The organism is Rothia sp. HMSC069C01, from assembly GCF_001814655.1.
GTDB classification, from domain to species: domain Bacteria; phylum Actinomycetota; class Actinomycetes; order Actinomycetales; family Micrococcaceae; genus Rothia; species Rothia dentocariosa.
Window position 1 is genome coordinate 131,637 of record NZ_KV817379.1, and the last position, 16,180, is coordinate 147,816.

Sequence of the window (16,180 nt, forward strand, 5' to 3'; positions counted from 1 at the left end):
TTATGCGCACGTTTACCTATTGTGATACGTGCATGAGAGCCCTAAACGTCATAGTTCTTAGCTGTAACCGCCCAAGTAGACACGGCAAAGTTTTTTGTGGATGATAAAGGTGTCTTGCCGCTTCGTGGAGCGTGCAGATACTCATTCACTTAAACTCTTATAACCTCATGGAGGAAAATATGTCACGCAATGATGCGAGGAAGTTTCTGGCTCAGGGCACCGCTTCTGCACTCACTCTTGCTCTTGGCTTGACCTTTGCCGCTCAGCCTGCTTTTGCGGAAACTGCGAAGGCGGCGGATCCTGCGCCGAGCGCATCCGCAGCCCCCAGCGCACCGGCGGCTGAAACGAACCCCGGGCTCTCGGTAGATCCGACTCCTGCGGCGCCTGTGCCCGCACCGGCTCCGAGTGACGGCCCGTCTCCGGAGGCTCCCGCACCTGCACCGAGCGAAAAGCCAGCGGCGGTGGTCTTCAAGGATGTGCCCCAGACCCACATGTTCTATCAGGAGATCACGTGGCTGGGAGAGACCGGTATTTCGACGGGCTGGCCCGATGGCACCTTCCGCCCGTCCCAGAATATTGAGCGCGCCGCAATTGCCGTATACTTCTACCGTATGGCTGGCTCACCCGATGTTGTTCTGCCCAAGCAGTCGCCGTTCACCGACGTTGCTCCGAGCGATCCTTTCTACAAGGAGATCGTGTGGATGCACCAGCAGCACATCACGACCGGCTGGTCGGATGGCACGTTCCGCCCGCATGATCCCGTTACTCGTGAGGCTCTGGCGGCGTTCTTCTATCGCGCCGCTAATATGAACGACGATGCGGCACCGACTCAGGATCCCTTTACGGATGTGACCTCGGCGAACCCGTTCTACCGCGAAATCTCGTGGTTTAAGGCCCAGAAGATCACAACCGGTTGGCCCGACGGCACCTTCCGCCCGCATGAACCCGTTACTCGTGAAGCGACTGCCGCGTTTGTGTTCCGAATCGCCAAGATCTAGGCGCGTAATCTTGTATAGCCGCTGCGGGAAATGTTGAGCGTTTCTCTCAGGCGTCGCGTGTGCTTCCGCGTTTTTAGTGCATCAAGCAGAAGGCGGAAGCACACGCACAAGACACCGCGCCTACTCCCCTGGAAATGCAGGGTTTACAGGTTTTTGAGAGGGCTTATTCGTGTTGCTTTCCCTGGGCTCTTCGGCTATTATTGATGAGTTGCCTGCGGGTTGCCCCGACAGGTTAACACCGGGATGTGGCGCAGCTTGGTAGCGCGCGTCGTTCGGGACGACGAGGTCGCAGGTTCAAATCCTGTCATCCCGACCAAAAAATTCCTCTCAGAACCATATGTATCTGAGAGGAATTTTTATATTATTTTCACTTACTTTATTCTTACCTTCCATAGTTGTTTCACTTAGAGCATAATCTCTGAATGATAACATCACCTCCACAATTCTGACGTGCCATAATTTATCTATGGCAAATGTAACTCTACTAGTCACTGCAGAAGTAGCTGAAGAACGACTCAACGACCTAATCACTGAGGGCTATACCTTGCGTGAAAAACTATCTTCTCTAGATTTACCTACAGCATGGAATGAATGGCAAAATTGGACTGAAAAGACAAAAAATGCATTAGAAAATATGTATAAAAAGAATGGAGGATTTTTCTCTCAATCCCCTAGCGAACAGTTCACCGCTTCCTTAAATACAATACTTCTTTCTGCAAAATTATCTGGAATCAAGAAATTAAATGATACAGACCAAGAAGAACTCAGAATAAATCTACCCGACGAACTGTCCGAGCGAATTAGGCGCCTTGAATCATTCCGTAGCCAACTCTCAGATTATGCATTAAATTATCAATTAAAAGAAGAAAATACTGAAATTGAGCACACTCAAGATAGTATATTTATCGTTCATGGACGTAATGATACACGCCGCTTAGAGGTTAGGAATTTTATTGATTCCCACACGGATCTGCAGCCAATTACACTAAGTGATCAGCCAAATAAAGGCCTTGATCTCCTTGGTAAATTTGTTGAAAATGCTCAGAAAGCACGTTTTGCAGTAGTCATAGTTACAGGTGACGATGAAGGAAGAATAAAAGGAGGCAAAGATCTGAAGCCCAGGGCTCGACAAAATGTGATTTTTGAGCTCGGATACTTTATTGGATTACTAGGACGCGATAAAGTCGCAGTATTATATGAAGATAATACCGAGTTACCAAGCGACTTTGGCGGCATCGTTTATATACCGTTATCTCGCGACTGGAAAATTCAGCTTGGACGCGAGTTAAAAAATGCAGGTATCCAGGTAGATCTGAATAAGTCTCTATCAACAAACTAAATAAAAATCTAAAAGTGATCTTCAGGGGGTTTGCTGTATATACCTTCTGCTCGGGTCACCCATTGAGCCGAGTCGAAAGTCTAAATATCCAATGTACGCAGCAGTTCGCGCGGCGGAATCACACCGTCCTCAATATAGGCGCGGAAGATAGGCGCCGCCTGCTCACCCGTGAAAACCTCTTCGGGGTGCACTTGAACGGGCAGACGGTTACCAACCCATGTGATGGTTGTCCACGCATCGGGGTCGGTCACGGGTTTGCGGGCCACCGTGTACTGTTCGTACGAACCATCTTCGGCAGTCACCCTAATTTCCACCATCATCGCATGCGTAGAACCAGCACACTGTATATAGTTGCCGTGCGCCACCGAATCCTGGGGAACGTCATCAACATGGTTCACGCCTTCAGGCAGAGCCCACACCACGAGGGCAAAACGTTTGTCACCCTCCAAAAAGTCGGGATCAGTGAGGCGCTGCTCGGTATCGTCGGCGAAAGACTGCGGAGTCTGGGGGACATCAAATCCGTTATATTCAGTCTTCCCCACCACCCTGTACGCAAAGTACGTCACGGACTTATTCCTCTCTCACGTGTTCTTCAGTAGGCACCAGAGTATCGAAGAGAAACCGTGCGTGCTAGCATATTCGTCACTTCGCCGGGCTAACCCCGCCCACTCATGAGGGCGAGCGCCATTTCGAGGGGGCCGCGCTGCTGAATTTTCTCCCACAGGGTGCACAGCATCATCGCCAGCACCCACCATACGAGCAGGAACCCGAACCAAAGCGCATATCCATAGACGCTCCCCTGCTGCGGGGCGCGATAACCTTCACCGGCGACCATCGTCACAAGCCGTCCGCCACCGTAGAATGCCAGCCCCAGCATCACAATGGATGCGCTCAGCGACATTCGACCCAGCCGCGCGAACGGTTCCAGCACACCTTTTCCGGCGCTGAGCCGCGCAAATTCGCCCCAGGTGCAGACGGTTCCCACCACTCCCACGATGGTGAGTACGATCGGCCACGTGAGCGGTCCCAGTTGGGCATGCGGATACACCCACAGGTAGATGCTCACGGCAAGAGAACCCAGCGCCACCGGTATGCCCAAGCGTGCGCCGAGTTTTTCGTATCCTCGCCACAGCACCATGCCCAAGCCCATAAGCCAAATAAGTTTGAATCCATCCTGAAACATGGTTCCCGCGCTCTCGTTCACGATTGCTGGGATTGTGCGATGCAGCCAGTCGTCGGCAGTCCACCCGCCCACGCTCAGCCGCTCGTAAGTGAACGGCACGGCGGGGCTGGCGAGCACGGTCACGGCAAGCTGCACCCAAAACGGCATGTACACCAGCCCGATGCTCAGCAGGGTCAGCACGGCTAGGGGCAGAAGCATATCGAAACGGATGGGGAAGTCTTTCCACCCGGAAAAAGCTTGATCCGCAAAGGCGCTGTGTGGAAGTTGGGCGAGAACCCAGCCGAGCACGCAGAACGCCAGAAAACGCACGATACTGCTCGCAAAAAACTGCGGAAAAGCCACCTTGCGGGAGTATAAATATGCAGCCGCGCCCAGAATCACGGCGAACAGGCTCAACGCCTGCGGAAGCACCTGCGAAAGCCAGCTCAGATGTTTGCCGGGCACCAGGTTAAGGCTTACGCTCACGGGAATGAGCATGAGCAGAAGCGCAAAAGCGCGAGCGCTGTCTAACCCGGTATCTCGCCGGGTGTTGGTTTCCGGTAGCATGCGTCTCCTGCTCGCTCGTGCCTGTGGTGGTGCATTCTACGGTACCGTGTTCTGCGGGCGGTTTCTAGCGGGGCCTGATGCTGTGACGGTTCGTGTTGAGGGTATGCCGCATCATGTGATGTCAATGCGTTTTGCCCCAACTCAGAACGCAGATGTGCGGGGCGGAGGAGAGATACCGAACCGTTGTGTGCGGATTATCCGCTGACTTCAGAACATGATGTGATACCTTGGGCAGCTGGAGTAGATTTCTTCGCCCGCTGTACTTACGCCTAGTCTTTTTGAAAGAACACAGTCAGCCCCTCCTATGTGAATAACCCGAAGTATCTAAGGTATGCTTTCTTCACTATGAACGTTCTGGATGTTTCTCAGCTTGCCCAGCCCCTCGCCGCCGCGCACACGCATATTCTTGCTGCGGGTCCGCACGAGGCGTCCGGGGTTGAGGGTACCGCGCAGTATGTCTCGATTTTCTGGGTGACCTTAGCGGCGCTGCTTTCGCCCATCATGTCGCGGCTAACGGGCAAGCGCATCCCTGATGTGGTGTTCTTGCTGATCTGCGGTGTGCTCATTGGCCCGAACGTGCTGGGGCTGGCATCCGGCAGTGACGGCGGTATTCCGCTGCTGAAAGAGCTGGGCTTAGGCATGCTCTTTCTGATTGCCGGGTTTGAGATTAACGTCGATTCGCTGCGTAACCGCCAGGGTAAAAGCGCGATCGTAACCTGGTTTATCTGTTTTGCGCTGGGCGTGCTGGGGGCGGCGCTCATCACCGGTTTCACCAGGGGTTTTAACACCTATATTGCGGTGGGTATTGCGCTGAGTTCCACGGCTCTGGGTACGCTGCTGCCCATGCTCAAATCCCATGGTGCGGCGGGTACTCGGGTGGGTAATGCGGTGCTGGTGCACGGTGCCGTTGGCGAGCTTTTCCCGATTTTTGCGATGTCGCTGCTGCTGTCTTCGTATTCACCGGGTTTGGCGATTTTGATTCTTCTGGGGTTCATGGCGATTGCTGTGGTGATGGCGATTATTCCGCATCGTCTTCTGCAGAAGGTGCCCGGGCTGCGCCAGATTATGGCGGTAGAAACTAACACAACCAGTCAGCTTGTGCTGCGTCTTGCTATGTTTCTGCTGGCTACCCTCATTATGTTTACGGCACTTTTCGGGCTGGATGCGGTGCTCGGTGCCTTCGCTGCGGGTATTATTATGCGTTCGCTCACCCCGGTGGGCGCACTTCATATGATCACGGCACGGTTAGAGACGGTCGGGTTTACGTTCATGATTCCGCTGTTTTTCGTGGTCAGCGGTATGGGGATTAACCCTTCTGTGGTGGCGTCTTCGCCTCTGCTGCTGGCAATGGTGGTTATTGGTATTCTGCTGGTGCGCGGGGTGCCGGTGTTTATTGCGGAGCGGTTCACGAACACGGGTTCGGGTCTGCAGTCGATGAGCGAGAAGGTTGAGTTAGCGCTGTATTCGGCGGCAGGTCTGCCTATTATCGTGGCGGTCACGAGTATCGCCACGAGTTCGGGGCTGTTGGAGAGCTCTACCGCATCGCTTCTGGTGGCTGGTGGTGCTCTCACGGTTCTGCTGTTCCCGCTGTGGGCTGCAGCCATTAAGCGGGCTTTTAGGTCGCAGACGGCTGAGGCTGAGTCCGGTGTTTCTAAGCGTGCCCAGATTGATGCGTTGAAGGCGCACCGCAACGCGACGGTGAAGCTCACAACCGGTATGATTCCGGTTGTGAAACCGACGAAAGAAACGCACAGTCCTCTGCGGGGCAAAGGCTCTTCGGGGTCCTCCAAAACTCAGAAACCGCCTAAGAAATAGCTTTTAGCCGATGTTGCCGTTTGACTCTTCTGGCTGACCTAACCCCCTAGAAAAGCGTATTTAGGTGAGGGTTTTAGGGTGACGGTCGTGCCCACCGGCGACCCCAGCAGGTTCACGAGCGTATCCTGCCGTTGAGCGGATTCTGCGGCGGTGGGTTTGAGCGCGGCATACATGCGGGAGAACCACCCGGCGCGGTAGGCCGCGAAGTCCCGCGCTAACGATGCCAGGCACGCATCCAGCAGATGTTCCCGGGGAACCAGCCCCTCGGCGGACGCGTCAAGCAGTTCTCTCTGCCAGGTGTTTCTGAACGTATTTTTATCTACCGTCGTGAACGACCTTTCGGGGGTTCCCTCGACGGTGAATAGGTGCCACAGCAGCTCGTCACGAAATTGCTGGTCGTGGCGCAGCAGGCTCTGCCGAAGCGAAACGTTCAGGTTCATAAGCGCCAGAAAATAGTCGTCGTCATGGTTCAGCTGCAGCCCATCGTAGAGCTCGGCTAACCGAAAGAACCCCTGATCGCACCAGTGAGGTGCGGGACTGGCCATTCGTTCGATTTCCTCGCGGAACCCGCCCGCGCGCAGGCTGCCATAATTCTCGGCTTTGTACAGGGCATATACCTGTTCGGGGCCTCTGTCCGCGAGAAGCTGGGGTAAGTCCTGGATGAATTTCTTATAGGAGGTGCGAAGATCCATATCATTGCTCATCTGCTGCTCCTGTAGACTTGACGCAAGGCATTGCTCGTTCGGCGTTTATGGTTCATTGTAGGGATTTTCCCGCGCGGATGCGTTCGCTGCGGTCACACCGTCCGAAGTTCGTGGTCCCCCCCTCCCATGCCAGAAATCCGCACGATTATAGGGGACGGGACTACCTGCGAGATTCCGGGGTTTAGACGGTATATGACGTCCCGTGACGAGCATCTGTCAGATAGATGTCCGTTATTTAGAAAAAATATATATACATGTTGCGTTGGGCATCCACCGGCTTTTTGAGGCACATCAGCTGCATATATCCCTTATATGGGGCTATAACACATCATTTTCGCGTGTATACCAAACATCTCATCAATATTTATTCACAACTCACAGATATTTATTCATAAATATGGATAATTTTATAATTCTACAGCCTTGCTTTCTGGGTGATTTACGCTAGATTTGAGATACATCACAAAAACGTGCTGTACCACTCACATGGTTCTGTTGGACTGGATGCTCAGTCCCCTCATCTCGAAAGAATCCAAAGCTATGAAAAGGCTTCTCTCCGCCATTACCTGCCTTGCTCTCCTGTGTTCAGCATGTTCAAGCGGACCCCACACAGGTGAACCTCAGGGTGATCCTAGTGCCGGAAAAGATTTAAATTATTCAAAATTTTCAGATGTTAAAGCAACCTTTGATAACGAACATATGGAAATTATTCTTCCACTCAACAAATATATGATGTCTACACCAGAAGGGCTTATAACACTCAGCGCAAATATTTACAATAACAATGACTGTTCAGTAGCGCGAGGAGTTCCAAGCGGCAGCACCGGAGATGGTGTTGAAATTAAACCACATTTTCAGTACGGAATTTGGAATAAAGACTACGTCTCCAAATACGGATACTCTATCGACCATGATGTAACAAAAATTCGTATAGTTACATTACTTCCCCAAAAAGAATATTCGGAAGCCCAGATGGAAATATATAGCGAATGCCAAAATACAGTCCGTCAGCTGGGCGATTTCCCCGCTCGAATGCCCGAAGCCAACACCATCGTTGCTCAGGCTGATCTTGAAGCAGACTCCGCATGGATGCGCGATGAAGACGTCAAAAAATGGCACGGAGAATGGGAACAATGCCTCAAAGATAAAGGTATTTCTATTCCCAAAGACTACTACTGGGCACCAGAAGTTCCCGGCGATAAAGAAAAAGAAATTGAAGTCGCTCTCGCCGATCTAGACTGCAAAGACAGCACCGGATATTTCATGAAAACTATGAACCGCCGGGCACAATATCAGGCCGCAGCCATCGAAAAGTACAAGCCGCAGCTTGATGAATACCGCAAAAACCTTGACGCCCAAATCGAAGAGGCTAAAAAAGTATTAGCCGATCACGGAGAGCCGCTGCCCTCATGGTAAAAAATACGTCACATGTTTCTTTGGAGCGCATTCCCCGCTCGCGCATCCTCATTATTTTTATCTGCGCTAACCTGCTTTTTCTGGTTCTAGGTTTAATCGTGGGTAAAAATATGAGTACCGCACAGTCAGAGGCCCTTGCCAGCTCTCAAGAAAAACTCACCGTCACCACCAAAATCGAAAAACGTCAGGTAGGGCAGGCGACGGTACTTCAAGGGAAAGTGCAGCTGGGTAAAACTGAGCCCTACTCCCCTGCTGTAGGGGCTGAACGTGCCGTGGTTACTCGCGTTGCGGTAGAACCTGGGCGCACTATTCACCCCGGTGACCTTGTGGCAACTATCTCTGATGTGCCCATTATTGCCATGCCCGATTCCATTCCCTTCTACCGCACCATCAAGAAAGACGATTCGGGGTCTGATGTGCTGGCGCTCCAACAGACCCTCACCAATTGGGGGTATGCCCCCGGTACAGACGGCACCTGGTCGGAGCAAAGTATGAAGGCCTATCAGTCCTTCCTCTACAACTTAGGGGTTGCCAGCGGCGATGTCGAAAGCATCGACTGGAAAACCTTTATGCTGGTGCCCTCTGCGGGGCGCACCGTCGAAACTATCGCAGCACAGGGTACGGTACTGGGGGAGAATCCGCTGTTGACTACACGGAACGGCTCTCCCACGATCGTGGCACGTGCAACCATCGATGTCACCCGTGACCTGCACGTGGGCAGCACCGCCGAAGCAAAATCCACCGGTGGGGCCTCAGGAACGGCAACCGTTACCGCAATATCAGAGTTTAACGCCACCGGCGATATACCAGGTAAAGACGTGACCTTCACCGTGCCGGAAGGGTTCCAAGCGCCCGATGGTGCATCCGCAACTCTTGAGGTGAAAAGCAGCGGCGACCCCACACTAGCCGTACCTATTACAGCCCTGCGTGAGAAAAACGGTGAAGAGTATCTGCGCCTACACAACGGAGAAGAAGTCACCGTGACCGTAGTACGCCAGGCTGAAGGCTGGGCGGCCATTAAAAGCGACCACGAGCTGCGGGAAGGAACCGACGTTGAAATCCCAACCCCGTAGCGCCGACTTGCCCTACGAAACCGAACACGAAGAATCCATCGACAACGGGCATGAGCCTATTCTTGAGCTCGTAGGCATATCCAAAACCTACACCAGGGCCGATACTCCCGTTCTGCAGAACCTAGACCTGCGGGTGTACCCGGGCGATATGCTCGCAATTATCGGCCCTTCCGGATCCGGTAAATCTACGCTCTTGAATGTGCTCGGCCTCTTAGATACCCCCACGCACGGCAGCTATTTTCTTCGTGGACGTGACATTACCCATGCACCGACCCGCGACCTGGACATTCTGCGCAGCCGACATCTCGGGTTCGTTTTTCAGGACGCACATCTGCTGCCCCACGAAAGCGTGATACGCAATGTTGCACTTCCCCTTCGGGTACAGGGAGTGGGTCTTCACGAACAACTACGCATTAGTGAAGAGACGCTCACCCAGTTGGGGCTGGAACACCGGCTTATGTATTCCGGAGGTGCGCTTTCCGGCGGTGAACGCCAACGGGTTGCTATAGCCCGTGCCCTGAGCACGCACCCGGATATTCTTCTTGCTGATGAGCCCACCGGAAACCTGGACCGTGTAACTACCGAGCGAGTCATGCAAGATTTCAAAAGGCTCAATGCGGTGGGTACTACCATTGTTTTGATTACCCACGATGAAGATGTTGCCCGTCAGGCAAGCCGGTGTCTGCGCATGGTAGACGGCCGTCTAGAAGAGGTGCACTTCGAGGACGCAGAATCAAGTACCGCCCCACAGCATAATATGTCTGAACGGCAGCAGAAAAAGCAGCCCCTGGAACGCAGCGGTGTTCGCGCCTGGTTCTCCTCCGTCTGGGATGCGGCGGCCGCCATGACAACACGGCTAGGACGCTCAGCTTTGCTCTGCACCGCCTATGCGCTCGCGGTCACCGGGCTGGTGGCATCCTCGGGGCTCTTGAACAGCACCGCTCATCAGGTCAGTGAACGCCTGGAAGCGGCGGCTCTCGATGAGGTTCGACTTTCACCCGTCTCCCAAGATTTTTCCTCCGAAGAAGCCGGGGAGGTTTCCCAAAAACTCACGGCGATTAACGGGGTTACCGCTGTCGGATACCGCACGAGCATCGCCGGTGATGTCTCAAAGTTCCCGCTTGACGTACCGGTTCCCATCAATAAAATAAGCGTGCTCACCTACGCTATCGACACGGGGTACCTGGAAGCGGCCGAGGCGGTCACCAAACCAGGCAACGCCCGCACCCTTTTTACCCGCGCGCATACGAATCAAGACCGCCCTTCGGCTCTCGTAGGAAAGCACGCAGCGGAACAGCTTGGGATTTCCGGTTCTGGTGCCGGCTCCATCGTGACACTCAAAGGGCGGGAGTATAGTGTGGTCGGCATTATTGAGGAAGCTCCCCGAGATGCCCTCCTGCTTAATGCTGTGGTGCTTGATATGAAGAGCGCATCGTCATACCCGCAAAACGAGCACCTTTTTCTCATGCGCACTAAACCAGGCTACCCCGCGCCTGTTTCTGAGGTAGCGCCCTTAAGCGTGGATGCGGCGCATCCGGAAAATTACAAGGTTCAGACGGTCACAGACTTGAGGTCTTTGCATCGCGGGGTCTCGAACGATATTGCGACCCTCTCGCTTGTATCCTCCTGGGGTATTCTTCTGCTGGCGGCACTGAGCGCGGGCACAACTCTGTACTTAAGCGTGCAAACCAGGCGCGGCGAGATCGCGTTACGGCGTGCGGTGGGAGCGTCGAAAGCGGCGGTACGGCGCATGTTTCTGCTTGAAGGGCTTTTTATTGGGCTTGCGGGCGGTATTTTGGGGATTACGCTAGGCACGCTCCTGACCTTACTGATATGCCAACTCAATGGCTGGAAACCTATTCTGGAGGCGACTCCCCTATTCCTGGGGCTCGGCGCAGGTGGGATCTCCGGACTGGTATCTGCCATGGTTCCGGCTATTGTGGCCTCTCGCGCGCAGCCCGCCGATGCAATCCGCACGGTCTAGAGTCAGGATTCTACCCCCAGATATTATGTCGGCGAGCAGATAACAATCCGCTATCTGCTCGCCGACATAATATCTACTCACGCTCTAGGTACGGGCGGGGAGATACGCCCGACCAAGCCTCATCTGCTGCGTTCGCGTGCATCCTGCATACTTCGGTTCTCAGGGTGCCGACGAGTTGAGGTGTCTGAAACCATAAAATAAGAACATGTAATTTTGGTTTAATCGCTCTAAACCCACAAAAAGGGTATCCTAAGTTTTCATACATATAACCTCTTAAATTCCATAATTTACCCGTCACGTAATCGTTATCCGGCAGCATTACTTAAGGTCATTAACACCCTCAAAAGTCCGTAATATTCGGTATTTTTACGACAAATTTTCGGCGTGTTACGACTCTTATCTTTTGCGAGTGACACTGTGTCAGCTAAGATGAAATAGATACGGCAGGGCTCCTCATAAATCCCACAGAATCCAATATCTCATGTGGGGTTGCAGGTTAGTCGAGACATGACTCTTCCGGGTAGTCCCGCGTTGACAGACGAGCTCTACAGGGACGGAGAACGATATGGATTCAACCTCTGAATAGCTCATCAGAGCATCTCAACTTTACGGCCTCACACACTAATTCCATACGCACACACAGTCATTCTAAGGAAGACAAATGCACCAAACACTCATGATGAGTGCCGGTGGTGTAGCACTAGACTTTCCTGCCTGGCTGCGCATCACCCACTTCATTAACTTTCTGATGATTGGACTTCTCATCCGATCCGGTTGGGAAGTTATTGCCTCACATCCGCGTTTTTACTGGAACAACCACTGCACCCCCGGGTCTGAGTGGCTCAAGTTCACGAAGGATAAGGTTTCAACCGTCCCTGGCGAATACACCGCCCGCGACGATCAACGAAGCCTCTCCCCTCTGATCTCGCTCCCCGGTAAGGCTCAGATTGGCTTGGGACGTGCTTGGCACGCTCTCACTACCGTCATCTGGATTGCTAATGGTCTGGTTTATGTGAGCCTACTCTTTATTACGGGTCAGTGGCGCCGTATTGTTCCTACCTCCTGGGATATTTTCCCCGAGGCATGGCAGTCCATCCAGATTTACGCGGGTTTCCAAATCCCCTCTATTGAGCATTTCCAACCCTACGATGCGCTTCAGAAGCTCATGTACTTCACCGTGGTTTTCATCGTGGCACCGCTGATGATTGCCACCGGTCCTATCATGAGCCCCGCGTTCTGCGGTCGCTTCCCACGCTACGTGCGGTTGTTCCGTAACCGCCAGACCGCCCGCTCAATTCACTTCTTGGGCATGGCGTTCTACTGCGTCTTCACGATTATGCACGTGGCGCTGGTACTCATCGTTCACCCGCAGTACAACATTGCGCACATGATGCTCAACAAGAACTACAACGAGATTGATGCGGCACAGTTCGCCCAAGCAGTGACCATGCTGATCGTTGGCGTCGTCGTGGTTCTCGCGGTCTGGATCGGTGCTTCTTACTGGTCGCATCGAGACCTGCGCTTCGCCCAGACCTTCGTTTGGGGCCTGACCCAGCCGGTTCGCAACCTGTTCCTGGATCGCATTTCCTCACGCCAGGTCAAGAAGCAGACCTTCACGGACGCCGATATTTCGCCGTTCCACTGGGTTAACACACGCCCGCCTACAGAGCGTGAAAGCACCGAATGGAACCGACTGCGTGAACAGGACTTCGTGGATTATCGCCTGGAGCTGGGCGGTTTGGTGAAAGAGCCGAAGTCGCTAAGCATCGACGATTTGAAGTCCTTGGGCAAGGAAGTCAATATTACGATGCACACCTGCATGCAGGGGTGGACGGGCATCGCCAAATGGGAAGGCGTTCGCCTGCGTGATGTACTCGCCCTTGTCGAAAAGGACGATAACGCACGGTACGTTATGGTGACTTCCTTCGGGCACGTGGGTCACACTTACGATGGTCGACCCACCGAACCCTACTACGAATGCTTGGATATCTCCATGGCAATGGAGGACGAAACCATTCTGGCTTGGGGTATGAACGATAAGCCCCTCCCAGATGTTTACGGTGGTCCCCTACGCTTGCGTGCAGATTCCATGCACGGCTACAAGATGGTCAAGTGGGTTCAGAAAATTGAATGGATCAGCGATTACCGCGATGTTGGCGACGGTCAAGGCGGTAGCCGCGAAGATTCCGGTCTGCAGCACTTCGACGCTCGCGCGTAAAGTTCTGTAGCTTGTTCCTAGAAGCCCCTGCTGGGCACCGGGTACTCTCCCGGATGCGCGGCGGGGGCTTCGCTGTGCTCGTGCTGCGGGCGGGGTGACTGACTTTGCCTCTGCACGCCTGCCGTATCCACCTCCGTGCTGTTCTCATGCTGCCCGGGTGGTGCGGTGGCATTGCATACTGGGTATGCAATGCAGCAGGCTTCTTCGACTACCTCTGCTCCTTTGCCTCCCTTACCCTGCTCGCAATATAGCTACCTACCACGTAAACCTAATACTCCCCCATGCGGTAGAGTAAATACACTAGCCATAATGCGTAGAAAGCGAGACCCGATGAGTTCTGTACACCTGCCCACACGCAGAACCATTCTCACCCTCGGACTCACCGCCACAACCATGACACTCAGCGGATGCGCACCATCAACACGCACTAAAGAAAAACCAAGCCCCTCATACCCCTCACCAACACAATCATTTGTCCGCGAGCCCGAGTATGGGTACGGCTACGATGGAATTATTCGGCTTGATAATTATGAAAAATCTGGAAAATACGCCCCAGCGACTCACGACCATAAAGCACTAAACGTCCCCAAACCCCTAAAACCCGAGTACATTAATGAGTACAGCCATGATGGTATCTGTGCTTTCCTAGCATATTGGATAGAATCAACCAACTACGCCTATCTCACCGGAGACCTTAAACCCCTAAGCCAGATAACAGATCCGTATAAAATTATCCATCCTGAAATCCTCAAAATGTATGAGGACAACACAGGATGGGTTATCGGACCACAACATATTTATACTCTTGAACTGGTTACACCAGCTTCAGGAAACGATTTCAAAGATTCCACAATCTATGAATGGCAAAGTGTGCTACGAGTTTCACCAGAAGCTACGGTCTACGTAACTGCCAATAAATCAGAGAAATTATTTACAGATTTTATTGGTGCCCGCGAAAAAGCTGATATAAGTAGCGATGTACGTTACACAGACGGAGAATGGCATCTTGTGAATGACGACGGTTCTAATGTCGAGAAGAAACCACTCTAAAACCTCTCACGAGACCTGATAAACAACATCATAAGCAGTCTCAGACCTCCACTTACCCTCCACATACGCAATCTGCAACTGCACCTCACCCGGCTGTAACCCTAGAACATCAGCCAAAGGACGACTCTCCTTCGTGTCCGCATAAAACACCGAAGCACTGGCATCTATACTCAACCGAGCACGCCACAGATAATTCTTCGACCCCTCAGGAGTTTCAACAGGTTTAGGATCCAGCAACTCTAACTTTAGCGGCGACTCCATAGGCGATAAATGCTGACTCATCACCCACCCAGTCTCATCCTCATACAGCTTCACAATATCAGGACGAGCCGTCTTCAACTCAGGATCAATAACCTTCAAAGGCTCTACCTCTCCCGTAAGCAACAAATAATTCAGAGCAGAAACCCAAAAACCTAAAGCACTCCAGACATTAGAAACGATATATTCGTTACTTGACTGATACGGGCGAGGAATTGGAACACCCCACGCACGATGCTCCCGAGTCCCAGGAATAAACTTACCAACCGCCTGAAACTCCCAATACTTTGTAACGCCTGACTGGTCTTCCTCATCCCAAAATGGCTCCTCCGTAGGCGAAGGAGAAGACGAAAAACCCTCAGTTCTAGAAGGAGTTGGCCTAGAAACAACACATGAACTCAACACCGAGCCAGCAACAAAACCCCAACCACCAGTAAACATTAATCGGCGAGATAATCTGCCCATCATACTCCCCTTCATCGCAGCAAAATCAGCCAGGCAACAACCCAAACCCTATACAATAGAGTAATACACTGACCAAAAGCCCAGAGAGCCAAACACCCATGAACTCCACACACCTGCCCACACGCAGAACCATTCTCACCCTCGGACTCACCGCCGCAACCATGACACTCAGCGGATGCACACCATCTACACGCACTAAAGAAAAACCAAGCCCCTCCTACCCCTCACCAACACAAACTTTCATGCTCAACAAGGATAAAAATGGATACGACGGAGTAATACGCCTTGATACCTATGAAAAACACGGTAAATTCATTCCAGCAACCACCGAACATCCGGCGCAAAACGTCCCTAAACCCCTCATGCCCGACTACATCAACGAATACAGTAGCGACGGGATGTACGCCTTTATTGCTTATTGGATGGAAGCCATCAATTACGCCTATCTCACCGGAGACCTTAAACCCCTCGACCAAGTCGCCGACGCTCACCAAACAATTAGCTCCAAAATTATCAAACTCTACGAAGAAAAAACCGGATGGGTTATTGGACCGCAGCATATCTGCAGCGTTGAGTTTGAAACAGCAGGATCACACGACAGCCTGAAAGATTCTTCCATTCGAGAACGACAAAGTATTATCCGGTTATCCCCAGATGCCCAGATATACAATTCAGTCGATGGTTCGATTACACCATTTTTAGAAGCGATAGATCAGACCGCTGAAAAGAAAGCTATGATTGGTTTGCGCTATCTCAATAATGAATGGTATTTCGTCAATGATGACGGCTCTAATGTCGAGAAGAAACCATTCTAAAGCCTCTCACGAGACCTGATAAACAACATCATAAGCAGTCTCAGACCTCCACTTACCCTCCACATACGCAATCTGCAACTGCACCTCACCCGAACGTAACCCCAGAACCTCAGCTAAAGGACGAGTATCCTTCGTGTCCGCATAAAACACCAGGGCATCAGCATCTACATTTAAACGAGCAGACCACGTGAACACTTTCGAGCCCTCCGACGTTTCTGCAGGCTGTGGTGCGAGGAGTTCGGCTTTTATCGGAAATTTATCTGGGCTGATCACCCACCCAGCCTCATCCTCATACAGCTTCACAATATCAGGACGA

General features: G+C 52.5%; 15 protein-coding genes and 1 tRNA gene. 11 read left to right on the forward strand and 5 right to left on the reverse strand.

Annotated elements, in window-relative coordinates; translation table 11 throughout:
- Positions 1–179 precede the first annotated feature (179 nt).
- The 3 genes from HMPREF2981_RS11195 (at position 180) to HMPREF2981_RS01185 (ending at position 2,337) form a co-directional block, all read left to right on the forward strand.
- The gene (locus HMPREF2981_RS11195) at positions 180–998 is read left to right on the forward strand and encodes an S-layer homology domain-containing protein (protein WP_279742837.1); all 819 of its coding nucleotides are present in this window, start codon (positions 180–182) and stop codon (positions 996–998) included.
- 239 nt (positions 999–1,237) lie between these two features.
- Positions 1,238–1,314 (forward strand) — tRNA-Pro (locus HMPREF2981_RS01180).
- A 150-nt stretch (positions 1,315–1,464) separates the two neighbouring features.
- On the forward strand, positions 1,465–2,337 hold the full coding sequence (locus HMPREF2981_RS01185) for a TIR domain-containing protein (protein WP_083313826.1): 873 nt from the start codon (positions 1,465–1,467) through the stop codon (positions 2,335–2,337).
- Positions 2,338–2,417: 80 nt separating this feature from the next.
- On the opposite strand, the gene HMPREF2981_RS01190 is transcribed toward HMPREF2981_RS01185, so the two are convergent.
- Together HMPREF2981_RS01190 and HMPREF2981_RS01195 are read right to left on the reverse strand one after the other, a co-directional pair.
- Positions 2,418–2,903 (reverse strand): NTP pyrophosphohydrolase, encoded by a 486-nt coding sequence (locus tag HMPREF2981_RS01190; protein WP_070660090.1) that lies wholly within the window; start codon positions 2,901–2,903, stop codon positions 2,418–2,420.
- Between the two features lie 89 nt (positions 2,904–2,992).
- Positions 2,993–4,066 carry a DUF418 domain-containing protein gene (locus HMPREF2981_RS01195; protein ID WP_048777891.1) on the reverse strand — a complete coding sequence of 358 codons (1,074 nt, stop codon included), beginning with the start codon at positions 4,064–4,066 and terminating at the stop codon, positions 2,993–2,995.
- On the opposite strand from HMPREF2981_RS01195, the gene HMPREF2981_RS10915 reads away from it, so the two are divergent.
- Both HMPREF2981_RS10915 and HMPREF2981_RS01205 read left to right on the forward strand, forming a co-directional pair.
- Positions 4,065–4,271, forward strand: a complete 207-nt coding sequence (locus HMPREF2981_RS10915) for a hypothetical protein (RefSeq protein WP_070660092.1) — start codon at positions 4,065–4,067, stop codon at positions 4,269–4,271. The genes HMPREF2981_RS01195 and HMPREF2981_RS10915 overlap by 2 nt on opposite strands.
- Before the next feature lie 140 nt (positions 4,272–4,411).
- Positions 4,412–5,881, forward strand: coding sequence for a cation:proton antiporter (locus HMPREF2981_RS01205; protein WP_070660096.1), 1,470 nt, complete (start codon positions 4,412–4,414; stop codon positions 5,879–5,881).
- Positions 5,882–5,919: 38 nt separating this feature from the next.
- Here HMPREF2981_RS01205 and HMPREF2981_RS01210 read toward each other — a convergent pair whose 3' ends face one another.
- A complete protein-coding gene (locus HMPREF2981_RS01210) occupies positions 5,920–6,585 on the reverse strand; it encodes a DUF6493 family protein (protein ID WP_070660099.1) in 666 nt (221 codons plus the stop codon).
- A gap of 540 nt (positions 6,586–7,125) precedes the next feature.
- Between HMPREF2981_RS01210 and HMPREF2981_RS01215 the strand changes: the two genes are divergently transcribed.
- The 5 genes from HMPREF2981_RS01215 (at position 7,126) to HMPREF2981_RS01235 (ending at position 14,326) form a co-directional block, all read left to right on the forward strand.
- On the forward strand, positions 7,126–8,001 hold the full coding sequence (locus tag HMPREF2981_RS01215) for a hypothetical protein (protein ID WP_141756650.1): 876 nt from the start codon (positions 7,126–7,128) through the stop codon (positions 7,999–8,001).
- Positions 7,995–9,074 carry an efflux RND transporter periplasmic adaptor subunit gene (locus HMPREF2981_RS01220; RefSeq protein WP_004005511.1) on the forward strand — a complete coding sequence of 360 codons (1,080 nt, stop codon included), beginning with the start codon at positions 7,995–7,997 and terminating at the stop codon, positions 9,072–9,074. The genes HMPREF2981_RS01215 and HMPREF2981_RS01220 overlap by 7 nt, the downstream gene beginning before the upstream one ends.
- Entirely contained in the window at positions 9,055–11,058 is a 2,004-nt protein-coding gene (locus tag HMPREF2981_RS01225) for an ABC transporter ATP-binding protein/permease (RefSeq protein WP_070660106.1), read from the forward strand. The genes HMPREF2981_RS01220 and HMPREF2981_RS01225 overlap by 20 nt, the downstream gene beginning before the upstream one ends.
- A 661-nt stretch (positions 11,059–11,719) precedes the next feature.
- Positions 11,720–13,276: a molybdopterin-dependent oxidoreductase gene (locus tag HMPREF2981_RS01230; RefSeq protein WP_004005513.1), complete on the forward strand. Its 1,557-nt coding sequence runs from the start codon at positions 11,720–11,722 to the stop codon at positions 13,274–13,276.
- Positions 13,277–13,606: 330 nt separating this feature from the next.
- Positions 13,607–14,326 carry a DUF6318 family protein gene (locus HMPREF2981_RS01235; RefSeq protein WP_070660112.1) on the forward strand — a complete coding sequence of 240 codons (720 nt, stop codon included), beginning with the start codon at positions 13,607–13,609 and terminating at the stop codon, positions 14,324–14,326.
- A 6-nt stretch (positions 14,327–14,332) separates the two neighbouring features.
- Here the strand turns inward: HMPREF2981_RS01235 and HMPREF2981_RS11000 are convergent, their stop codons facing one another.
- Positions 14,333–15,052, reverse strand: a complete 720-nt coding sequence (locus HMPREF2981_RS11000) for a DUF6318 family protein (protein WP_246825187.1) — start codon at positions 15,050–15,052, stop codon at positions 14,333–14,335.
- A gap of 95 nt (positions 15,053–15,147) precedes the next feature.
- Between HMPREF2981_RS11000 and HMPREF2981_RS01245 the strand changes: the two genes are divergently transcribed.
- Positions 15,148–15,864 carry a DUF6318 family protein gene (locus HMPREF2981_RS01245; RefSeq protein WP_070660118.1) on the forward strand — a complete coding sequence of 239 codons (717 nt, stop codon included), beginning with the start codon at positions 15,148–15,150 and terminating at the stop codon, positions 15,862–15,864.
- A 6-nt stretch (positions 15,865–15,870) separates the two neighbouring features.
- Here the strand turns inward: HMPREF2981_RS01245 and HMPREF2981_RS01250 are convergent.
- Positions 15,871–16,180: DUF6318 family protein (locus tag HMPREF2981_RS01250; RefSeq protein WP_083313827.1), on the reverse strand; the 310-nt coding region annotated here is incomplete at its 5' end.

Coding starts and splice junctions, on each gene's coding strand:
- HMPREF2981_RS11195 (WP_279742837.1), top strand. CDS start 180: ATGTCACGCAATGATGCGAGGAAGTTTCTGGCTCAGGGCACCGCTTCT.
- HMPREF2981_RS01185 (WP_083313826.1), top strand. CDS start 1,465: ATGGCAAATGTAACTCTACTAGTCACTGCAGAAGTAGCTGAAGAACGA.
- HMPREF2981_RS10915 (WP_070660092.1), top strand. CDS start 4,065: ATGCGTCTCCTGCTCGCTCGTGCCTGTGGTGGTGCATTCTACGGTACC.
- HMPREF2981_RS01195 (WP_048777891.1), bottom strand. CDS start 4,066: ATGCTACCGGAAACCAACACCCGGCGAGATACCGGGTTAGACAGCGCT.
- HMPREF2981_RS01205 (WP_070660096.1), top strand. CDS start 4,412: ATGAACGTTCTGGATGTTTCTCAGCTTGCCCAGCCCCTCGCCGCCGCG.
- HMPREF2981_RS01210 (WP_070660099.1), bottom strand. CDS start 6,585: ATGAGCAATGATATGGATCTTCGCACCTCCTATAAGAAATTCATCCAG.
- HMPREF2981_RS01215 (WP_141756650.1), top strand. CDS start 7,126: ATGAAAAGGCTTCTCTCCGCCATTACCTGCCTTGCTCTCCTGTGTTCA.
- HMPREF2981_RS01220 (WP_004005511.1), top strand. CDS start 7,995: ATGGTAAAAAATACGTCACATGTTTCTTTGGAGCGCATTCCCCGCTCG.
- HMPREF2981_RS01230 (WP_004005513.1), top strand. CDS start 11,720: ATGCACCAAACACTCATGATGAGTGCCGGTGGTGTAGCACTAGACTTT.
- HMPREF2981_RS01235 (WP_070660112.1), top strand. CDS start 13,607: ATGAGTTCTGTACACCTGCCCACACGCAGAACCATTCTCACCCTCGGA.
- HMPREF2981_RS11000 (WP_246825187.1), bottom strand. CDS start 15,052: ATGATGGGCAGATTATCTCGCCGATTAATGTTTACTGGTGGTTGGGGT.
- HMPREF2981_RS01245 (WP_070660118.1), top strand. CDS start 15,148: ATGAACTCCACACACCTGCCCACACGCAGAACCATTCTCACCCTCGGA.